The sequence below is a fragment of the Nocardia asiatica NBRC 100129 genome, assembly GCF_000308415.1.
Lineage (GTDB): Bacteria > Actinomycetota > Actinomycetes > Mycobacteriales > Mycobacteriaceae > Nocardia > Nocardia asiatica.
The window spans coordinates 13810-34333 of sequence record NZ_BAFS01000286.1; the positions used below are offsets into that span (position 1 = coordinate 13810).

Below are 20524 nucleotides of genomic sequence, written 5' to 3' on the forward strand. Positions count from 1 at the left end.
ACAAATCGCCCGCACCATCCGTCGGATGGTGCGGGCGAGTGCTACTTTGGGTGGAGTGTCAGCCCAGACGCTGCTTGAGCGCCTCGAACTCGTCGCGCACGCCGGAAGGCAGCTTGTCACCGACGAACTCGAACCACTCTTCGATCAGCGGGATCTCCTTGCGCCACTCCTCGGCGTTCACGGCGAGCGCCTCGTCGACATCCTTGGGGTCGACGTCCAGCCCGTCCAGGTCGAGCTGCGTGGCAGTCGGCACGTTGCCGATAGCGGTGGCCTCGGCCTCGGCGGAACCTTCGATGCGGCCGACGATCCACTCCAGCACGCGGGAGTTCTCGCCGAAGCCGGGCCACAGGAAGCGGCCGTCGTCACCGCGGCGGAACCAGTTGACGTAGAAGATCTTGGGCAGCTTGCCGGCGTCGGCGTTCTTGCCCAGGTTGATCCAGTGCCCCAGGTAGTCACCGACGTGGTAGCCCAGGAACGGCAGCATGGCCATCGGGTCGCGGCGCACGGTGCCCACCTTGCCCTCGGCGGCCGCGGTCTGCTCGGAGGACAGCGTCGCGCCCATGAACACGCCGTGCTGCCAGTCGAAGGACTCGGTGACCAGCGGGACCGTGGTCTTGCGGCGGCCGCCGAACAGGATCGCCGAGATCGGCACACCCTGCGGGTCGTCCCACTCCGGCGCCAGGATCGGGCACTGCGCCATCGGCGTGCAGTAGCGCGAGTTCGGGTGGGCGGCCAGCGTCTCGGTCTCCCGCAGGTACCAGTCGTTGCCCTTCCAGTCGATCAGGTGGTCGGGCTCGCCCTCCAGGCCCTCCCACCACACGTCGCCGTTGTCGGTCAGCGCGACGTTGGTGTAGACCGTGTTGCCCGCTTCCATGGTGGCCATGGCGTTCGGGTTGGAGCTGCGGTTGGTGCCCGGCGCGACGCCGAAGAAGCCGTACTCCGGGTTCACCGCGTAGAGGCGGCCGTCCTTGCCGAAGCGCATCCAGGCGATGTCGTCGCCCAGGGTCTCGGCGCGCCAGCCCGGCACGGTCGGCTGGATCATCGCGAGGTTGGTCTTGCCGCAGGCGCTCGGGAACGCGGCGGCGATGTAGTACGCCTTGTTCTCCGGGGAGATCAGCTTGAGGATCAGCATGTGCTCGGCCAGCCAGCCCTCGTCGTGGGCCATCGCCGAGGCGATCCGCAGCGAGTAACACTTCTTGCCGAGCAGCGCGTTGCCGCCGTATCCGGAGCCGTAGCTCCAGATCTCCCGGTCCTCGGGGAAGTGGGTGATGTACTTGGTGTCGTTGCACGGCCACGGCACGTCGGCCTGGCCATCGGCCAGCGGCGCGCCCACGGAGTGCAGCGCCTTCACGAACGGGCGGTCGGCGCCCAGCTTCTCCAGGGCGGCTGCGCCCATGCGGGTCATCACGCGCATCGACACCACGACGTACTCGGAGTCGGTGATCTCGACGCCCAGCTTGGGGTCCTCGGCGCCGAGCGGACCCATGCAGAACGGCACCACGTACATGGTGCGGCCCTTCATCGAGCCGCGGTACAGCTCGGTCATCGTGGCGCGCATCTCGGCCGGGTCGACCCAGTTGTTGGTCGGACCGGCGTCGGCCTCGGACTTCGAGCAGATGAACGTGCGGGATTCCACCCGCGCCACGTCGGAGGGATCGGACAGGGCGAGGAAGGAGTTCGGCTTCTTCTTCTCGTCCAGGCGCTGGAACGTCCCCGCCGCCACGAGCTGCTCGGTGAGCCGCTCCCATTCCTCGTCGGAGCCGTCCGCCCACACCACTCGATCCGGCTGGGTGAGTTCGGCGACTTCTTGTACCCAGGCGAGTAGTTCGCTGTGCTCGGTCGGCGCCTTGCCGTCGGATCCACGAAGACCAGGAATGGTCGCTGACGTCATGAAAACTCTCCTGAGATGGGCGACTACTCGCTGCCTCGCCGCCTGGCCCTAGGCCCATGACCAGCGCGAATGCACCGAGCGCCACCGTTGGCGGGAAGGCGCCCGCTCCGACCGGTCGAACGCGCACCCAGGAGGGCGGCAGATCAGGACTTAGCGGACGCCCAAGTTCCTGAATAGAGGTTAACGCGATGTGACGGCCGGTACGGTATCGGGTTCCTCACTGTGTACCCAATCGGTCGTTCGTTTCAACAGGTGGAAGCCAGCGATCGATTACCCGGATATCGCGCTCGCATGCGGCGAGCTGACCGGGCTGCGCGGCCGCGATCCGGCGCAATTCGGCCTCCATCCGGGCCACCCGGCGATCGGTCTCGACCATTCGCGCGGTGCTTGCCTGGACCACATGGTCGGCCAAAACGGTCTCAGCTTCCACGAGCGCGGTCGCCACCCGCTGCTCGAGCTGGGCTTTTACGTTGACCAGCGCGTCGGCCACCCATTGCCGGATGTGCGCTCGCTCCGCCAACTGACCGCGGGCGCGGACCACCCACGCTGCCGCACCGCCGCCGAGCAGCAAGGTGACCGGCACGCTCGCGACGTCGAGGGCGGGAACGAGCGAGAACGGAGCAACCAGCAGGCGACCGAGGCCGACACCCGCCGACGCGCCGAGCGCGATCATAAGGTGATCTTCGACACCCCGGTGCCGGGGCTCGGGATCCGGTCCCACTCGCGGCGCCGGGTCGCGCCGTCGCGGCGGTATATCCCGATCGGTGCCCGCGATCCGGGCGCTGAGTTCGGCGAGGCGCTGGTCGATGAGGTGATCGACACCGCCGGTCAGTTCGGTGACGGCTCGCTGTAGCCGGGCGGGATAGCCGCCGATATCGGCGACGCGCAGCCGATCCAGCTCGGCGCGGGAGGCGGCGTGCAGCGCCCGGACTCGCGCGCCGATGTCGGTCATCAAGTCCACCCTGGCCAGGTGCAACTGCCCCCTGAGCGCGGACATCGCGGTGGCTCGTCCGCCGTCGCGGCCGGCCAGCAGCACCGCGCGCTCCTCACGCAGGCGCGCCGAATCGGCGCCGGAGCGCAGCGCGGCCACCTGTTCGACCACCCGCTGGCGCGTGTCGGCCAAGACCCGCGCGGTGACCGCGCCCGGCCGGTCGCCCCCTGCGGCGGCCGCCGCGGTGAGCCGGGCGTGCAGGGCGCCCAGACCCGAGCGATCGAGCAGTCCGGCGTCGCCCGCGGTGCGCGCGGCGGCCGCCAGCCGCGCCGAGACCGGCACGATCTCCAGGTCGGCGACGCCCTGCTCGGCGAGCAGTTCCAGGTTGCGCGCCTGCACTGTGCGCCAGTCCTGGTAGGCGTGGATGCCGTTCATAGCGAGCAGCAGGTGGGTGCCCTCCGCGCGTAACCGGTGGATCACGCCCAGCAGCTCCGCGCCGATGGTGGTGCCCGCGTCGAGCAGGATCAGCGTTACCGCGGACGCAGTCGCCCCAGCGGTCTCCGCCGCGTTCGCGTCGGCGACCGGTTCGGACAGGGTGACGCGCGGTTCGAACCGGGCCAGTTCGGTGCGCAGCAGGGTCGTGTTGACGTCGGCGGGGCCGATCACCGTGACCGCGCCCGTCGCGCCCGATCCGCGCACCGCGCGCAACAGCGCCATACCCTGCGGATTCCAGCGCTCCACCACGGCCGCGAGTTCGGGCGAGCCGGCGACCGCCGTCGCCAGGGCCGGGCGATCGGATTCGCCCTCGACAGCTCGGAGCGGCGCCTCGGGCCCGCCGGGCGAGACCGGCTCCGCCCCGGCAGACGTGACCGCCGTCCGCGCTTCCGGGGGTTCAGAGACCGGCACTGCTCATCCGTTCCCATAGTCGGACGTACCCGTTGTGCACACGCAAGGCCGCACGGCGGGCGGCCGGGGGCATATCGCTGGTGACGACGGCGCGCCAGCGGGCGGCTCGGGTCAGCGCGTCGTCGGCGTCGGCCGGCGCAGGCGCGGCATATCCAGCCGCGAGATGGGCCACTTCCGGCCCCGCGAGCCCCGCGCAGAGCCCCAGCCAGAGAGCGTCGTCGCTGCACAGATAGGACTCCAGGAGGTCGCGTGCCCGGCCGCCCTCCTCCGGGACCGCGCGGGCCGCCAGCCGGGCCAACTCGTCGAGCAATTCGCCGCCGCGCAGCGCGGACACCTGCTCGTAGCGGCGCTGCAGCAGCCGGTGCAGCGCGTCGATGCCGCTGGCCGCGTGCAGGACCTGCAACAGCGACTGCGGGCTGAGGTGCGGGTCGTGGCGCAGGGCCACGCACGCGCAGGCCACGCCGTACAGGTCCCAGCGGCGCAGCAGTTGCTCGCGCTCGGCGGCGTCCGGACCGGGCGCGACGAACAGATCCGGGGACAGCGTCAGCGCCGGGTCGGCTTCGCCGGCCAGCTTGCGCAGCAAGTCCAGGTCGGCCTCGGTCAGCGCGCCCGCCCTGGTGCGCGTGGCCAGCGACGCGACCACCGGGACCACCGGAATCCGCAATTGGCTGCTGTACTGTTCGGCCGCGGCCACCGCGTCGGCCCAGCGGGAGCCGATCGCGTCGGCCTTGTTCAACACCGCGATCGCGCGCTGCGGCGGCAGCGTGGCCAGCATCCGGCGATCGGCGGGCGACGGCGCGGCCGACAAGACGTAGACGACGATGTCGGCGTCCAGTTCCGGATCGGGCGCCCCCGGCTGGTCCACCGGATCGGTCTCCACCGCCGACATCAGCGCGAGCGCGTGCAGCACCGTGGTCCGTCCCGCGTGCGCACGCCCGGTCACCTGGATGCGCGGCGGTTTCCGCCAAGCGCTGACGGCCGCTGCCGCGGCGTACCCGATCTGGGGATCGCGCCCGGTCCCGAAGCGCAACTCGGCGAGCAGCTTGCCGAGCTGATCGTGATCGGACGTGGGAACACCGCGCTCCCGCAACGGCCCGTCGGAATCAGTGGCTGTCGGCATGCTGCACACCCCCTTTTACGGTGCGCAATTCTGTCAGAAGTCCAGGCGCCGGACAGGCTCGACCGCTCAGCTGCCGCTGAAGTACTTGTTCGCGGTGCGCACCGCCCAGTTCGGCGCGTATTTCGCCACGGTCGCCAGCACCTTGGCCTGGGTGCCGATCTCGTAGTGCACCTTCGGCAGCCGGGCGCGCTTGCGCGTGGCCTCCCAGATACCGGCCGCGACGTCCTCCGCCGACAGCCGCACGCCCAGCGACTTCGTCGTCCCGGTGGTCACACCTTCCACCATGGCCGTGGCCACGAACATCGGCCAGATCGCCAGCACCCGGATGTCGTAGCGCTCCCATTCGAGGTCCAGCGCCTCGGTGAAGCTCTTGACCGCCGACTTCGTCGCGCCGTAGGTCGCGAGTTCGGCTTGTCCGTAGATCGCCGAGGCCGAGCAGAGGTTGACCACCTGGGCGCCCGGGGTGTCGCGCAGATAGCGGAACGCGCTGTGCGTTCCGGCGAGCACTCCGACCAAGTTGACCTCGACGATCGCCCGATGGGCGGACAGCTCGATCGACTCGAACGCCCCCGAGCGCAGGATGCCCGCGTTGTTGACCAGGATGTCCAGCCGCCCGGTCGCGGCGTGGAACTCGGCCAGCCGCTCCGCCCACTGCGTGTCGTTCGTCACATCCAGCACGCCTGTGTGCACGTGTCCGCCCTTGCCGGCGATATCACCAGAGAGCCTGGTCAGGCCCACTTCGTCGATGTCGTAAGCCCCGACGTGGTATCCCTGCGCAGCGAAAAGCAAGGCCGTGGCTCGCCCGATACCGGCCGCCGCGCCGGTGATGAACACTGTCGGTCTGCTCATGCCCGGGGAGTCTAGTGCCGCGGACGTCATGTACTCCGGGGTTCCCAGACGCCCGGTCGGTCACTTACCCTGCTGAAGTGGTCGGCACCACAACCGGTGCGCAGCTTCACCTTTCGCATGCGGCAACCGACCTCGACGATGAGGAGGTTGCGATGACCGCGGATGTCATCGGCGCTGCCGACCTGGAATCCGGCTCTCCCGCGGACCGCAAGCCTTTGCTGCCCAGCACGGACCCGTTCCATCGACCGCCGCCGGGGTTCGCGGCCAAGGCGCCGGGCACCATCCTGCGCAGCAGGAAGATCGAGGTGGCGCTGTTCGGCCTCATCCCGCAGCAGGTGTCGGCCTGGCAGCTCCTGTATCGCAGCTGCGACCTGCACGGAGCCCCGGAAGCGGCGATCACCACGGTCCTGCTGCCGCTCGGCGCGGAGCCGGACGAGGATCGTCCGCTGCTGGCCTTCCAGAGCGCGATGGACGCGGTGGCCGATAAATGCTTCCCGTCCTACGCCCTGCGCTACGGCGCGCGGGCGCTCGGGTCGGTCACCCAGTTGGAATGGCTGCTGGTCGCGAACGCGCTGCGGCGCGGCTGGGCGGTCAGCATCGCCGACCACGAAGGTCCGCACGGAAACTTCGGCGCGCCGCGGGAGCCCGGCTACCGCGCGCTCGACGGTGTCCGCGCCGCGCTGCGCTTCGGGCCGCTCGGGCTCGGCCCCGAAACCCGCGTCGCGGTGTGGGGCTACTCCGGCGGCGGCATGGCCAGCTCCTGGACGGTGGAGATGGCGCCGACCTATGCCCCGGAACTGCACATCGTCGGCGCGGTGCTCGGCGCCCCGGTCGGCGACCCCGGCCAGGTGTTCGACCGGCTGAACGGCACTCCCTTCGCGGGCCTGCCCGCCATCGTGATCGCCGCCCTGCGCAGGCTGTACCCCGCCTTGAGTTCGGTGATCGATGACGAACTCGACTTCGACGGCCACCGGTTCGTCGTCCACGCGGAGAACGCGACGCCGCTGGGCGCGATCCTCGGACTCGCGGGCAAGAAGATGGACGATTTCCTCAGCCGTCCGCTCGCCGAGGTGCTCGACACCCCGGAACTGCGGGCGATGTTCGACGATCTGCGGCTGGGCAACGCCACGCCCACCTGCCCGCTGCTGGTGGTGCAACCCATCCACGACCAGATCATCCATATGGACGGCATCGACGATCAGGTGGCGCGCTACCGCCGCGGCGGCGCCGCGGTGACCTACGTCCGCGACCGGCTCAGCGAGCACTTCTCGCTGTTGCCGCTGTCCACGCCCATCAGCCTGGACTGGCTGGCCGACCGGATCGCCGGGCAACCGGTGAGCGACGTGGGCGACACCACCGTCTGGTCGGTCGCCGCCTCGCCCTCGGGCGTCCGCGGCCTGCTGGAGATGGCCGTGACCGCGGCCAAGGTCGCGCTGGGCCGTCCACTGCGTCAGCAGCAGCCGACCGCGGCCAGAATCGCCCCTGCGCGCGCCGCCTGACCTCCTGCTCAGCGGCCCGTGCACAACCGCTTGCCGCACGGATCGCCGGATGCTGGACAATGGACGTCGTGAACGACGCCGCGAACCATACTGCCGAGTCAGTTCCGGGCCCGCCGTCCACAGCTCCGGCTCCGGCCGAGGGCGGGCCCGGACGCAAGACCGGCTCCCGCCTGTACCCACGAGTCACCAGCTTCCGGTCGCGCAGGGGCGCGCTGACCGCGACCCAGCAGCAATCCTGGGACCGGATGTGGCCCTCGATCGGCCGCGAGGTCGCCGACGAGCCACTGGACGCGGCCGCCTGGTTCGGCCGCGACGCGCCGCTGGTCATCGAGATCGGCTGCGGCACAGGCACCGCGACGGCCGCCATGGCGCAGGCCGAACCGCACCTGAACCTGATCGGCATCGAGGTCTACCAGCCCGGCCTCGCGCAGTTGGTGCAGCGCATCGAACGCGAAGGAATCGGCAATATCCGCCTGCTGCGCGGAGACGCGGTCGACGTGCTGGAGAACATGATTGCCAAGGAGTCGCTGACAGGTGTCCGCGTCTTCTTCCCCGACCCTTGGCCGAAGGCGCGCCACCACAAGCGGCGGCTGCTGCAGCCCGCGACGGTCGCGTTGATCGCCAGCCGGTTGAAGCCGGGCGGTGTGCTGCACGTCGCCACCGACCATGCCGGTTACGCCGAGCACATCCACCAGGTCGGCATGGCGGAACCCCTGCTCGAGGGATGGAACGAGAGCACGGGCGGAGTCAGCGCGGAGCATCGCGCCACGGCCCCCATCGGTTTCGAACGTCCCGTCACGAAATTCGAAGGCAAGGCACATCGCGCCGGTAGCGCCATCACGGAGCTCATATGGGGGAAGATCGACCGATGAGCGTCAGTGAGATGGCCCACGAAGTGGTCGATGTTGCCGGGGAGGTGCACGGGGGCGGAGCAGAAGGTCTGGGCGGCTCGGCGCCGGACGTGCGCCGCGTCCTTCTGGTGTGGGACGCCCCGAATCTCGACATGGGTCTCGGCGCCATCCTGGGCGGTCGCCCCACCGCGGCCTACCGCCCCCGGTTCGACGCGCTCGGCCGCTGGCTGCTGGCCCGGACCGCCGAATTGTCGGTGGGCGCGGTGCACCGCGTGGAACCCGAGGCCACCGTCTTCACCAACATCGCGCCGGGCACCGCCGACGTCGTGCGGCCGTGGGTGGAGGCGCTGCGCAACGTCGGCTACGCGGTCTTCGCCAAACCCAAGATCGACGAGGACTCCGACGTCGACGCCGACATGCTGGCGCACATCGCCCTGCGCAGTCGCGGCGCGGGCCTGGCGGGCATCATGGTCGCCTCCGCCGACGGTCAGGCGTTCCGCGAACCGCTGGAGGAACTGGCCGCCAAGGGCGTGCCGGTCCAGGTGCTCGGGTTCCGCGAGCACGCGAGTTGGGCCGTCACATCCGATACTCTCGAATTCATCGACCTCGAGGACATTCCGGGCGTGTTCCGTGAACCGCTGCCCCGAGTGAGCCTCGACTCGCTGCCCGACGAGGGTGCCTGGCTGCAGCCGTTCCGGCCGCTGTCGGCACTGCTCACCTCTCGCCCCGCCCAAGGAGTCGCTTAGTGTTCACACGCTGGGGCGATCTGGTTTACCGGCTGCGTTTCGCCGTCATCGGCATCGTCGCGGCCGCCCTCTTGGCTCTGGGCGGGTACGGCCTCGGCTTGGAGCAGCATCTCAGCTCCAGCGGTTGGGACGATCCGACGTCGGAGTCGGCACAGGCGGCGCGAATCGCCGACTCGGCGTTCGGGCGCGATCACAACAGCGACGTCATCGTCCTCTACACCCCGCCCGAGGGCAAGACGATCGAAGACCCGCAGTTCCGGCAGAAGATCGTCGACAGCCTCAACCGGCTGCCCAAGGAGCATCCGAACGAGATCGCCGGAGTCAACGGGGCCTACTGGCAGACCGAGACCGGCCCGGGCTTCCCGGCGACCTTCGGTTCGAAGGACAAGAAGTACACCTTCGCCTCGATCGCCATCGTCGGTGACAGCGACACCGAGATGGTGCGCAACTTCCGGAAAGTGAAAGACGCCTTCTACATTCCGGGCGTCGATGTCCAGGTCACCGGTCTGCAAGCCGTGGCGGGCACGCTCAACGACACCATGGCGGCCGACCAGAAGCGCATGGAGATCCTCGCGATCCCGGCCGTCGCGGTGCTGCTGTTCTTCATCTTCGGTGGGCTGATCGCCGCGGGCTTGCCGCTGGTCGTCGGTGGTCTCACGGTCATCGGCGCCAACGGCATCATCATGTTCCTGACCAGGTTCACCGAAGTCAACTCGTTCGTCTCCGGCGTCGTCTCGATGATCGGGCTCGGCCTCGCCATCGACTACGGCTTGTTCATCGTCAGTCGCTTCCGCGAGGAGCTGGCCGAAGGCTACGACACCCGCGCGGCGGTACGGCGTTCGGTGATAACCGCGGGGCGCACCGTGGTCTTCTCGGCGACCATGATCATCGCCAGCCTCGGCGGCATGCTGCTGTTTCCCCAGGGCTTCCTCAAATCAGTGGCCTACGGCACGATCGCCACGGTCTCGCTGGCGGCGCTCACCGCTATCACGATCCTGCCCGCGATGCTCGGTGTCCTCGGCCCGCGCGTGGACATGCTCGGCCTGAAGAGGTTCCGCAAGACCAAGACCGCGGAGGAAGTCGAGAACGGCTTCTGGGGCAAGATCACGCAGTGGGTGATGAAGCACCCGCTCAAGATCGCCGTGCCCATCTGCATCATCTTGCTGCTGCTCATCATTCCGGTGAAGAACCTGGCTTTCGGTGGCATCAACGAGCGATACCTGCCGCCGGACAACAAGACCCGCGTGGCTCTGGAGAACTTCTACGAGGTCTTCCCACTCAAGAAAACCGACCCCGTCCAGATCGTCATGGTCTCCGACGACAGCACCGCGGTCGGCAAGGTATACCGGGAAGCCAAAGCGGCTCCCGGCCACACCGGCTTCGACGTGCCGAGCCGTTCCCCCCGCGAACCGAACGTCTATCGGACGAGCGCGACCCTCGAGGATTCCGAAAACGCGGATCCCACGATCGAATATCTACGCTCGATCGACGTCCCCGACAACGTTCAGCTCTACGTCGGCGGCCAGCCGACGATCCAGAAGGACAGCATCGACGCGCTGCTCGAACGCATGCCTTTGATGATCGCGCTGGTCATGTTGGTGACGACGCTGCTGATGTTCCTCACCTTCGGCTCGCTGGTCTTGCCGATCAAGGCCGCGCTGATGAGCGCGCTCGGCCTCGGGTCCACGCTCGGCATCTTGACGTGGATCTTCGTCGACGGCCATGGCGCGGGGCTGCTGAACTTCACGCCACAGCCGATCATGTCACCGGTGCTGGTCTTGATCATCGCCGTGATCTACGGCCTGTCCACCGACTACGAGGTCTTCCTGCTTTCCCGCATGGTCGAGGCACGCACCATGGGCGCCTCCACCACCGAGGCAGTGCGCGCCGGTACCGCTCACACCGGCCGGATCATCACCGCGGCCGCGCTCATCCTGCTCGTCGTGGTCGGCGCGTTCGCGTTCTCGGATCTGGTGATGATGCAGTACATCGCCTACGGCCTCATCGCGGCGTTGTTCATCGACGCGACCATCCTGCGCATGCTGCTGGTGCCCGCCACCATGAAACTGCTCGGCGACGACTGCTGGTGGGCGCCCGCATGGATGAAGAAGATCCAGCAGAAGATCGGGCTCGGCGAGCCCATCCTCGACGACGAACGCCCCGGCGGCGGCGACGTGGTCGATCTGGTCAAGACGACGCCGATCACCGACCCGGTGACCATGCAGATACCCGCCGTCGCCGCGGCGAACAAGGTGCCGAGGCGCAAGCCGCGCACCGTCGCCGAGATCGAGGCCGAGGCGCCGACCAGGCGGCTGGACCGGGTCCCGCCCGCGCCCGCCCCGCCGGCGACGCCTGCGCCGCCACCGCTCGATCCGACCCGGCAGCGCCCGGAGACACCGCAGGATTCCGCGCTGCCGCAGGGTGAGCCGATTCGCCCGCGCCGGGCGCCGAACGCGCCGCGTCGTGTCCAGGACCAAGCGGAGTATCAACCACCGTCGCCGCCCGGAAGCCCGCAAGACCTCGCACGACCACGACCGGCGACGTCCCCGGGTCTGCCCCAGGACCAGGACGCGGCGCACCCGCGTGTCCCGTCGGTGGTTCTCCCCGATCGGAACCCGCGACCCGTCGTCTCGTCGATTACGCCGCCCGCGCCGCCTTCCCACGCGTCCGAAGGCGCTTCGCTGTTCGGCGTCACGCAAGACCCTACGGTCGACCTCGCCCAGCAGCCCGGCACGCCTCGTGCGCCTCGGCCCCTGCCGCCGGAAGCACCGGCCGCTCCCGCGCATCGCGCGCCCGAACCCGAGGCGCCCGCCGAGCCGAACAACGGACCGGACACCACCAACCGCAGCAGTATCGAGAACTGGATGGCCGAACTGCGCTCCTCCCGCCGCCACATCGGCAGGCCCGAGGAAGGCAGGCACCACGGCGGCGACGGCCGCACGGTGAGCGTGAACGAACTGCTGCGCCGCCGCGACCGCGAGTGAGCGGTCGCAGCCGGCCCGCGCGGTAGCCGCGCCTAGCTCGCCTCGCCGTCCAGCACCCGCACGGTGTTGCGGGCGGCGAGGGGTTCGTAGTGGTCGGTGAAGAGTTTGGCGACGAGTTCGCCGCGGCTGGTGACGCCGACCTTGTCGAAGACCGCCTTCACGTGGTCGCGGACGGTGTGCGCGGATAGGAAGAGCTGGGCAGCGATATCGCCGGTGGACAAGCCACGGGCGATCAGTTCGGTGACTTCCCATTCGCGAGTGGTCAATTCGTAGGCGGCGACCACCAGGGACATGACCTCCGAGGGTTTGGCGGGTTCGATCACCATCGCGGTCATCCCCGGACGCCCGTCGGCATCGCGCAGGCAGGAGGCGTGGCAGACCAGCCAACGGCCGGTGCCGGACCGTATGCGGATGCGCGAACTCTCCCCGGTCAATCTGGCACGGCCCGCGGTGCTGAGAATCCAGACGGGCAGCGGTAATTCGATACCGGTGGCGGTCGGCTTCGTCGGCCCGGGCGGCATCTGGGCGAGCAGGTGACGAGCCTCGTCATCCAGCGACACCAGACCGCCGGTCTGGTCGAACAGCAGCATGCCGGGCGCGTCGGCGAGGTGCGCCGCCGACGGCTGCGACGGCTGCGCGAAGCTGCGCAGCCGTCGGGCCATCGGTGTCGACAGCGCGTTGACCAACTCGATGTCGGCGGCGCGGAACGGCTTGCGGCCGCGCTCACGGAACAGGCTCAGCTGCCCCCACGGCTGCCCGTCGACGCGCAGCACGGCGCGCAGTTCGTCCTCGAATCCGCGGGGGCACATGAAGTTTCGGTACAGCGGGCTCAGGGAGGGTTGGTCGCCGGTCACCTCACGCAACCCCGCTACCGGCACCGGGGCACGCGCCAGATCACGGAAGAGGTTGACATGTTCGGCGAAAAGTTCCGATTCCCAGTAGGTTCCGCAGCCGCCCTCGTGCAGGTTCTCCACCCGCACCGGCGCGGTGGTCAGCCCGTTGATCGGATCGGTGGCCACCCACACGGCGGCGTCGAACGGCGCGATCCGCCGCAACCGGGCCGAGGTTTCGGCGAACAGGGCGTGCGCGTCGGGCGCCTGCGCGATGCCGGTGCACAGCGCGTCGAGAGCGCGCCGAGTAGGCGTGGTCATCTTCGCCATCCTGCTGTCCAGCCCGTTCACCCGCCATCCCGCATATGAGGGATAAGCCGTCTGCCCCCGCCGGAATTCCCCCTGATCGGGGGATGCCGGGATCAGCCGAAGCCGGGCGAGTCTGGTCGGGCACAGCGAAGGCAGTCGGAACAAGGCCACCCCGCGGCTGTGCTCATCGCGCATCTGGACGAAAGCAGGCAGACACCATGCATATCGGCATCATCGGCGCGGGCGCGGCAGCGGTCGGGTTGCTCGACGCGATCGCCGCTACCGATCGGGCGCCCGGCAGCATCACCGTGTTCGACGGCTCCCCCGCCGTCTGGCGCGGCCGACCGTATCAGCCGGACCTGGAGGCAGTGCGGGTGAACGCGCCGCCTGCCCTGATGTCGGCGCGCGCGGACGACCGCGGCCACTACGAGCGCTGGCTGGGCAAGCGCGGTGCCGCCGCGGGCCATGGCGACGACCCGATCGCGCCGTCCACCGCCCGCGCCATCGAACGGCTACAGCGCGGCGACGACCTGGAAAGGTACTTCGATGAAGGTCTGGGAGTTCCCCTTGTTCCGCGTGGTGTCTACGGCGAGTATCTGGAGCAGACCGCGCATGCCGCGATCTCGCGGTTGCGTGCCCACGGCTGGCGGGTGAGCGTGGTGAACGCTCGGGTCACCGGCTTCAGCCGCGCGGGCAGCGCTGTGCTGCGCACCGACGACGGCGGCCGTCATCCGGTGGACCGCGCCGTCCTGTGCGTCGGCAGCGGCCGTCCCCGTGACCATTACGGGCTGGCCGGCGCACCCGGATACGTGAACGAGCCGTACCCGCTGGCGACCACATCGACCGATATCGCGCCCGGCGCGCACGTCGCGGTCATCGGCAGCGGACTTACCGCGGTCGATATCGCCGCGGCGCTGACGGCGAACGGCCACAGCGGGCCGATCAGCTTCCTCTCCCGCAGCGGCGTGCTGCCCTACGTTCAGCAGCGCCCGTTGCCGCTGGCGCCGAAGCACCTCACGCCGTCCCGGGCGCTGGAACCGGCCGCGCAGGGCACGGTTCCCTTCACCCGGCTGGTCGATCTCATGCGCGCCGAATTGGCGGAGGCGGGGCAGGAATTCGATTCCTTCGCCACCGAAATCCTGGAGACGGAGACCGAGGAACCGGCGGCCCGCTTGCGCCGCCAGTTGGCCGCGGTCGATTCTCCCCATCTGGGCCGCCGCCTGCTGACCATGGCGATCCGGACCATGGGTCCGATCCTGTGGCCCGTGCTGGCCGAGCACGATCGCAGGATGCTGCGCGAGCGGCATTTCCGCACCATCAGCAGCCTGAGTTCGCCGATGGTGCCGCACAACGCGAGAATCCTGCTGCGCCTGTTGGATTCGGGCCAGTTGCGGCTGCGGCCGGGCGTCACGAAGCTGGAGGCGCGATCCGGTGGCGGTTTCACGGTGTTCGACGGCACCGCATGGACCGCCGACGTGGTCTTCAACGCGGTCAACCCTCCCGCCTACACCACGCCGCAGGAGACCGAACCACTGCTCAGCGCGCTGATCGCCACCGGAGCGGCCGAACTCGCGCCCACCGGCGGGCTGCGCGCCGAACCCGGCGCCCGCCGCCTCCTCGTCGGCAACCACCCGGATCCCACCTGGCACGTCCTCGGCAACCTGGCCGCCGACTCGCTTTTCATCGCCACCAACCCGCCCGGCCTCGCCGCCGAAGCCTCGATTCTCGCAAGCCACCTCACGACCCCCTTGTGATCCGCGAGGGCGATCACATCTCGCGTCCGAGCGCAGCTCAGCGACCATCGTCGGGCTTCTCCGGCCGCGTCGTGTCGGACGGCGCGGCGGGATCGCGCCGCGTTCCGATGTCGGCGAAGGCACGGGCGTAGCGGGTTCCGGCCAAGAGCAGCAGGATGCCGACCACGAGGAAGGCGGCGACGCGAACCAGGCCGTCGAGGGTGGCCAAGTCGAAGAGGAAGAGTTTGGCCAGCGCGGCCGCCGTCACCAGCAGGCCCGAGCCCAAGGCCAGTTTGGCGACGGCGGGCGCGGCGGCGAGCTCGCGCAATCCGAACAGGAGCGCGCCCGTCCCGGCGGCCATCCACAGGATGGTGGCGGCGCTGTGGCCGACGAGGAACCCGTTCGGCGTACCGGTCGCGACACCGATGGAGACGGTCGTCGCGGTCACCGCGTAGAGCCCCGCGAGGCTCGCGGTGATCCACTGCCATTCACTGCCAGCGGACGCGCCGGGCAGTCGTCGCGCGCACCACAGCGCGACCGCGACCACCCCGAGCGCGAGCACCGCGCCGAGCACGGTCGCCACGCCCAGGTTCGCCTCCGAGCGATGCTGTGCGGCGAGGATCTCCGGGCTCGCGACGTTCAGCAACGCGAGACCGCCGAGCACAGCGAACGCGACGCCGATGCCCGCCGCCGCACGGGAGGTCCGCTGGCCCGCCACGCCGAGGAAGGCTATCGCGACCAGGAACAGGGCGGCGGGCAGCGTCCGGGTCTCGGTCGCGCCGACGCACACCTCCAACAAGGCGATCGCGCCCGCGACGGCGGCCACGAGGGCGGTGTGGCCTGGCACCCGCACGGCGGCATTCAGTTTCGGCACTGTGCTCACCGCGGCCACCAGCAGGAGCACCGCGGCGGCGACCGCCGCGACCGACACCGTGACCAGCCGTTGCTCGTACATCCCCGGAGCCACGAGAATGGGCACGAGCGCCGCCGCCATCGTCAAGGAGGCGGTGACATCGTCGGCCCGGCGCCGGACGACGACGATGGTCCCGGCGATTCCGACCACCGCGACCGCCGCGGCGGCCACCAGCACCCAGCTGCGCTCCTGAGCCGTGGGAGTGCCGAGGATCGCCCCCGCGGCGAACGCGAACGTCGCCAGCACGGCGGGCAAGGTCCGCGCCACGTGCAGATACGGCCAGTTCCGGGTCAATTGCACCGACACGCAGGCAAATTGCAGGACGATCAAGAACGCCAGCAGCACCAGCCGCGTGGTCAGCACCGGAGACAACGCCGCCGCGGCGAGCACCACCAGCACAGCGAACGGCTGGGAGCGCCACTGCGTCGCCAACCCGACACCGGCGGCCGCCACACCGAACGCGACGGCGAGCCCCAGCACCGGATGCAGCCATTGGTATATGGCGGTCACCGCGACCACATCGAGATAAGCGCCAGCGATGCCGGTAACCGCCAATGCGATACCGCCGACCCGCCCACCGGTCCGGCCGAAGACCCGCACGCCCGCACCCACCAGCGCCACCGAGAAGATCGCCCCGGCAACCACTCTCGGCACCGGCCCGAAGAATCCCGCCTGCGCGGCCAATACCAGCAGCATCGCGACGCCGATCAGCGTCACCGCGACACCGGCGAGCGCCAGAATCCGGCTGATCACCCCGTCGCGCTGCCACCACGGGGTGTGCGGCACGGGTGGCCGCACGCGCGGGGGGACCGGCGGACGAGGCGGCACCGCGCCCCGCATCGGTGCCTGCGCGTTCTGCGGCCACGGCGCTCCCCCTCCCCATGCGCCGCCCGGCGGCTGGGTGAAACGCGGAGCATAGACGGGCTGCGGAGGGGGAACCGGCATACCGGCCGTCGGCGTATGTCCGGGCCAAGGCGGCACCGGTGGTACCGCGCCGGAGGGTGCGGGCTCGAAACGCGACCCGCCGCTCATGGAGGAACCGGTCGCCTCCGAGGACGGCCCCGCGACGGGACCGCCGCTGGTGCCGGACCCGGTCTCCCCTGGTGCGCCGGACGTCTGGCCGCCGGGCACCGAACGTCCCGGCTCCGGAGCACTCGGCCCGCCGAGTGGCTGCTCATCAGTCCCACTGGGCACCGAACTCCCCGGCACGTCAGCACCTGGCACACCGGACGACCGGCCGCCGGTCCCTTCCGACACCGAACTCCCGGACACCGGAGCACCCGGAGCACCGAACGGCTGGCCGCCGGGCACCGGACTCGCAGAAACCGGAGCACTCGGTTCGCCGGACGCGCGCCCTGCCCCGGGCAGGGGCGCACCCCGAGTAACGGAGAGGCCGGGATCGCGCTGTATTTCGGTTGAACCCGCGGCCACCTGCTCGCGCAGCAGCTCCAGATCCCGCCCGAGCACGCCCAGCTGCGTCCCCAAGGTGGTGAACTCGCCCGAGATCCGCGCGAGCAGCACCGGATCGATGGAGGTAGTCATGACTTCATGCTGATTTCCGCGACCCGCGCGGGCATGAGTAGTTACCCCCGGTAGACAGCCGAGTTCTACCCGGCGTGCGGGTGACTCGCCCGACCGACCCGCACCCGGGCAGTCGGATGCGGGCCGGTCGCGCCAGGTGGTCAGTAGGCGCGCAAACCGATGACCTCGTGGACGGCCTCGATCACCGCGGAACGAGGCGGCATGCGCAGGACGCCCGGCGCGGGCTCGCCCGCCCAGTGCCAGCCGAGCGCCGAATCGGAGCTCGGCAGCAGGACGATGCGACCGCCGGGGACCACAGTGACCTCGTGCGCCGCGAGGCAGCGCCGGACCGCGACCTCGACCGGCCGAGCGGGACTCGGGGGTGTGACGAGAAACGTCCACGTGCGTTCGCCGGGGTCGGCGATCACGGGTGCGGTGTGGTTGCGGTCCAAGTGGGTCAGGACCTTCCGGCCCAATTCCGGCGGCATGACGATCGCCCCGATGATCGAACCGGTGGTGACGCTCGGGCGTCCGGCGAGAAGCTGGACCGGCAGCCCGTAGGTATGCCGCAGTAGATGCGCTATTTCATGGGGAGTGTGACAGCCCTCGAACATCGTGTCACCCCGCATCACAGAAGCCGAATTCGGTCGAAACGAGCTTTCGGCGTAGCAACCCGCGCTGGTCGCGCATCCGTGTTCTGGTGTTTGCGGGGAAAGCGCTGACCTGGCGTAGCGATCGAGGAGCGCTGTGGCGCGCCGGTCGCGTGCTCTGTGCGCCGGGCCGCCGCGCGCGATCGGCGCGCCGGGCCTGCACGGTGGTATTCGGCATGATTTTCATCGCCGCCGCCCTTTGCAGTCAAAGTTGCAGAAAGGCAACGGTATTCCAACCAGCAGCGAACTAGTCGTACGCAATGTCCCACTTCGTTCGTACCGGATAACATAGCGTCGTACTCTGAAACCCAGATTTAACAAAAGGACTTGGGTATGGACGAATCGTCGATCGGAGTGCGCATCCGCCAGTTCCGCGGCAAGGCGCTGACTCAGCGCCAGCTCGCCGACCAAGCCGGGGTCAGTGTGGATCTGGTGCGCAAACTCGAGCAGGGCGGCCGTCAGACCGCCTCCATCGCCAGCTTGCAGAAGATCGCGCGGGCCCTGGACGTGGACATCGCCGATCTGATCGGCAAGCGCCACGGCGTGCCGTCCGCCAATCCGGACGCGGGCATCGTGGCCATCCGCCGCGCCCTCACGCCGGTCGACGACCTGCTCGGCGAGACCAAGGAAGAGGAAGCGGTCAGTCTCGACGACGGTCGCCGCGCGGTCGAATACGCCTGGGGCGCCTACTGGTCGGGCCGCTACGAACTGCTGACCTCGATCCTTCCACCCGGCTTGACGCAGCTGCGCGCCACCGTGCACGCCGCGCGCAACGGCTCGGTCGCGCCCGCCAACGAGTTGCTGGCCAGGATGTACTGGGTCACCGGATGCACGCTGGTGCATCTCGGCCAGACCGACCCGGCGTTCCTGGCGATCCGCGAGGCACTCGCCGCCGCCGAGCTGGGCAACGACCCGCTACTGCTGGCCACCATCCGCGGCTCGGTCGCCTGGCAGTTGCTGGTGCAGGGCCGCTACGACGAGTCGCGCGGCGTCGCGCTGAACGCGGCCGCGAACCTGGAGCCCACCGGCGACGTCACGCCCTCGCACCTGTCCGCCTACGGCTCGCTGGTGCTGCAAGGCGCGACCGCGGCGGGCCGCGCACAGGACGTGCACGACGCGATGTCGCTGGTCGAGACGGCGAGCGAGGTCGCGCTGCGGATCGGCACGGATCGGCAGGACTACGAGACCTATTTCGGCCCTTCCCAGGTCGTGATGCAGACGGTGGACGTCAACGTGTCCTCCGAGCGCTACCCGGAGGCGCTGGCCGCCGCCAAGGAAATGCCGGCCAACGGCAGCCTCCCGCAAGCCTCGCGGGCACGCCACCTGGCCGACACGGCGGTCGCGCTCACCCGCACCGGCCGCCACCAGCGCGCGCTGGACGCGTTGCTGACCGCGGAACGGGTGGGCGGCGCGGACTGGCTGAAATACCAGACGCTGCCCCGTCATATCGTCACCGAGCTGCTCGACCACGACCGGAAGGTTCCGTTGCGCGCGTTCGCCCGCCGGATCGGGGTCAACACTTAGGTCGCTCGCCGTTCGCCTGCTCGTTCGATCACCTCGTCCAGCACGTCGCGCGAGCGCACGAGATCGTCGATGGTGCGGGTGATCCGCTCCCGCTCGGTCCGCAGTTCATCGACCAGGGCGGGGGTGGCGTACTCGTTGGGACCGCCGTCCGCGTCCCGCATGCAGGGCAGGATCCGCGCGATCTTCTTGCTGGTGAGCCCCGCCGCCAGCAGCTCCTGGATGTGGATGACCCGGTCCACCGCCCGCTCCGGATACTCGCGATGACCGCCGGGTGTGCGATCGGAGGCCAGCATGCCTTGCTGCTCGTAGTAGCGCAGCGACCGCTCGCTCACGCCGGTGCGCTCGGCGAGTTCTCCGATCCTCATGTGCCACCTGGCCTTTCCCGTCCGGGCTCGAACGTACTACGCGCAGCGCGCGAGCACCGGCCCGATCATCGCCGAGCAGACGCCGAACCGGCCGGTCGGACCTAGCCGCATCCACCACCACGCGCCCGTCGCGGGCCGACGTACGGTGACCGACGCTCGCCGCGGCGGACCGACGCCGTCGGCTCAGCGCCCGATCAAGCGCCGCCACTGCGCGATGAACGGATGCTTGGCGGTGACCGAGCCGAATCGCATGCGGCCGTGCACCACCAGGTGCAGCGGGCCGAGCGGTGGCCCGGTGCGGACCTTGTTGTTCACGCCGGCGCCGATCAGCTCCAGCCCGTTCAGGTCCACCGTGGCCTCGGCGGGCACGATGAGGGTGAGCGAACCGCAGAAGTCGTCGACGCGGATCTCCACCACCTGGGTCGACATGATCGCCTCGGTGAAGTCCAGGGTGACCCCGGACATCCAGTTGTTCAGATACAGCCTGGGCGGCACCTGCCACGGCCCGCGGCGGTTCACCCCGGACATGCGCGAACGGATCACGTTGCCCGCGGGATTCGGACCGGCAACCGGATGGGGCCGCGCGGGGAAAGTGGGCGCGGAGTTCACGAACGCCGACCGCGGTGCGGCGGGCTGCCCGACCAGGCGGACGCCGGGCAGATCGATGAGCACGGCGTTCAGTTCGCCCCGCGTCTTGGCGGCCAGCGCGGTGTCCATCCGCTCGGTGAACTCGCCGAGCGAGAGCATGCCGAGGCCGACCGCGCGCTGCAACAGCTGACCGACGTGTTCGCGCTCCGCGTCGGACACGCGCAGTTCCCGGTCGCCCACCGCGCCGCCGGAGCCGACCGCATTGGATACCGATTCGGGGCCGCCCATACGATCGAGGTTACCGAGCGCGCGAC

General features: G+C 69.9%; 15 protein-coding genes. 6 read left to right on the top strand and 9 right to left on the bottom strand.

Translation table 11 applies throughout. The annotated features are described in order from the left end of the window. Nucleotides 1-58: 58 nt before the first annotated feature. The 4 genes from ON27_RS27955 to ON27_RS27970 all read right to left on the bottom strand — a co-directional run bounded on the left by ON27_RS27955 (nucleotide 59) and on the right by ON27_RS27970 (nucleotide 5697). Complete coding sequence (locus ON27_RS27955) at nucleotides 59-1891, bottom strand: phosphoenolpyruvate carboxykinase (GTP) (protein ID WP_043734161.1); 1833 nt, start codon at nucleotides 1889-1891, stop codon at nucleotides 59-61. Between the two features lie 217 nt (nucleotides 1892-2108). Continuing rightward, entirely contained in the window at nucleotides 2109-3728 is a 1620-nt protein-coding gene (locus tag ON27_RS27960; RefSeq protein WP_245560228.1) for a hypothetical protein, read from the bottom strand. Beyond that, complete coding sequence (locus ON27_RS27965; RefSeq protein ID WP_043734162.1) at nucleotides 3715-4848, bottom strand: ERA-like protein 1; 1134 nt, start codon at nucleotides 4846-4848, stop codon at nucleotides 3715-3717. Before ON27_RS27965 ends, ON27_RS27960 begins: the two co-directional genes overlap by 14 nt. A 66-nt stretch (nucleotides 4849-4914) precedes the next feature. Next, nucleotides 4915-5697: an SDR family oxidoreductase gene (locus ON27_RS27970; protein WP_043734163.1), complete on the bottom strand. Its 783-nt coding sequence runs from the start codon at nucleotides 5695-5697 to the stop codon at nucleotides 4915-4917. Between the two features lie 152 nt (nucleotides 5698-5849). On the opposite strand from ON27_RS27970, the gene ON27_RS27975 reads away from it, so the two are divergent. Genes ON27_RS27975 through ON27_RS27990 form a run of 4 tightly spaced genes read left to right on the top strand, consistent with a single transcriptional unit; the run spans nucleotide 5850 to nucleotide 11777 of the window. Then, on the top strand, nucleotides 5850-7196 hold the full coding sequence (locus tag ON27_RS27975; RefSeq protein WP_051047057.1) for a lipase family protein: 1347 nt from the start codon (nucleotides 5850-5852) through the stop codon (nucleotides 7194-7196). Between the two features lie 59 nt (nucleotides 7197-7255). Continuing rightward, a complete protein-coding gene (trmB, locus tag ON27_RS27980) occupies nucleotides 7256-8068 on the top strand; it encodes a tRNA (guanosine(46)-N7)-methyltransferase TrmB (protein WP_043734164.1) in 813 nt (270 codons plus the stop codon). Further along, on the top strand, nucleotides 8065-8793 hold the full coding sequence (locus ON27_RS27985) for an NYN domain-containing protein (protein ID WP_043734166.1): 729 nt from the start codon (nucleotides 8065-8067) through the stop codon (nucleotides 8791-8793). The genes trmB and ON27_RS27985 overlap by 4 nt, the downstream gene beginning before the upstream one ends. Next, nucleotides 8793-11777, top strand: coding sequence for an MMPL family transporter (locus ON27_RS27990; protein WP_043734167.1), 2985 nt, complete (start codon nucleotides 8793-8795; stop codon nucleotides 11775-11777). The genes ON27_RS27985 and ON27_RS27990 overlap by 1 nt, the downstream gene beginning before the upstream one ends. A 32-nt stretch (nucleotides 11778-11809) precedes the next feature. Here the strand turns inward: ON27_RS27990 and ON27_RS27995 are convergent, their stop codons facing one another. Then, a complete protein-coding gene (locus ON27_RS27995) occupies nucleotides 11810-12928 on the bottom strand; it encodes a LuxR C-terminal-related transcriptional regulator (protein ID WP_043734190.1) in 1119 nt (372 codons plus the stop codon). A gap of 206 nt (nucleotides 12929-13134) precedes the next feature. Between ON27_RS27995 and ON27_RS28000 the strand changes: the two genes are divergently transcribed. Then, on the top strand, nucleotides 13135-14670 hold the full coding sequence (locus ON27_RS28000) for an FAD/NAD(P)-binding protein (RefSeq protein WP_043734169.1): 1536 nt from the start codon (nucleotides 13135-13137) through the stop codon (nucleotides 14668-14670). Between the two features lie 37 nt (nucleotides 14671-14707). Here the strand turns inward: ON27_RS28000 and ON27_RS28005 are convergent, their stop codons facing one another. After that, a complete protein-coding gene (locus ON27_RS28005; RefSeq protein ID WP_245560230.1) occupies nucleotides 14708-17104 on the bottom strand; it encodes a DUF2339 domain-containing protein in 2397 nt (798 codons plus the stop codon). A 140-nt stretch (nucleotides 17105-17244) separates the two neighbouring features. Continuing rightward, nucleotides 17245-17712, bottom strand: coding sequence for a hypothetical protein (locus ON27_RS28010; RefSeq protein WP_245560232.1), 468 nt, complete (start codon nucleotides 17710-17712; stop codon nucleotides 17245-17247). A 354-nt stretch (nucleotides 17713-18066) separates the two neighbouring features. On the opposite strand from ON27_RS28010, the gene ON27_RS28015 reads away from it, so the two are divergent. After that, nucleotides 18067-19257 carry a helix-turn-helix domain-containing protein gene (locus ON27_RS28015; protein ID WP_043734171.1) on the top strand — a complete coding sequence of 397 codons (1191 nt, stop codon included), beginning with the start codon at nucleotides 18067-18069 and terminating at the stop codon, nucleotides 19255-19257. Here the strand turns inward: ON27_RS28015 and ON27_RS28020 are convergent. Both ON27_RS28020 and ON27_RS28025 read right to left on the bottom strand, forming a co-directional pair. Next, nucleotides 19254-19622: a MerR family transcriptional regulator gene (locus ON27_RS28020; protein WP_043734172.1), complete on the bottom strand. Its 369-nt coding sequence runs from the start codon at nucleotides 19620-19622 to the stop codon at nucleotides 19254-19256. The two genes, ON27_RS28015 and ON27_RS28020, sit on opposite strands and share 4 nt — an antisense overlap. A gap of 183 nt (nucleotides 19623-19805) precedes the next feature. Beyond that, nucleotides 19806-20450, bottom strand: a complete 645-nt coding sequence (locus ON27_RS28025) for a DUF1707 SHOCT-like domain-containing protein (RefSeq protein WP_043734195.1) — start codon at nucleotides 20448-20450, stop codon at nucleotides 19806-19808. Between the last annotated feature and the right edge of the window lie 74 nt (nucleotides 20451-20524).

Coding starts and splice junctions, on each gene's coding strand:
- ON27_RS28015 (WP_043734171.1), top strand. CDS start 18,067: ATGGACGAATCGTCGATCGGAGTGCGCATCCGCCAGTTCCGCGGCAAG.
- ON27_RS28020 (WP_043734172.1), bottom strand. CDS start 19,622: ATGAGGATCGGAGAACTCGCCGAGCGCACCGGCGTGAGCGAGCGGTCG.
- ON27_RS28010 (WP_245560232.1), bottom strand. CDS start 17,712: ATGCGGGGTGACACGATGTTCGAGGGCTGTCACACTCCCCATGAAATA.
- ON27_RS27995 (WP_043734190.1), bottom strand. CDS start 12,928: ATGACCACGCCTACTCGGCGCGCTCTCGACGCGCTGTGCACCGGCATC.
- ON27_RS27955 (WP_043734161.1), bottom strand. CDS start 1,891: ATGACGTCAGCGACCATTCCTGGTCTTCGTGGATCCGACGGCAAGGCG.
- ON27_RS27965 (WP_043734162.1), bottom strand. CDS start 4,848: ATGCCGACAGCCACTGATTCCGACGGGCCGTTGCGGGAGCGCGGTGTT.
- ON27_RS27985 (WP_043734166.1), top strand. CDS start 8,065: ATGAGCGTCAGTGAGATGGCCCACGAAGTGGTCGATGTTGCCGGGGAG.
- ON27_RS28005 (WP_245560230.1), bottom strand. CDS start 17,104: ATGACTACCTCCATCGATCCGGTGCTGCTCGCGCGGATCTCGGGCGAG.
- ON27_RS27975 (WP_051047057.1), top strand. CDS start 5,850: ATGACCGCGGATGTCATCGGCGCTGCCGACCTGGAATCCGGCTCTCCC.
- trmB (WP_043734164.1), top strand. CDS start 7,256: ATGGACGTCGTGAACGACGCCGCGAACCATACTGCCGAGTCAGTTCCG.
- ON27_RS28000 (WP_043734169.1), top strand. CDS start 13,135: ATGCATATCGGCATCATCGGCGCGGGCGCGGCAGCGGTCGGGTTGCTC.
- ON27_RS27970 (WP_043734163.1), bottom strand. CDS start 5,697: ATGAGCAGACCGACAGTGTTCATCACCGGCGCGGCGGCCGGTATCGGG.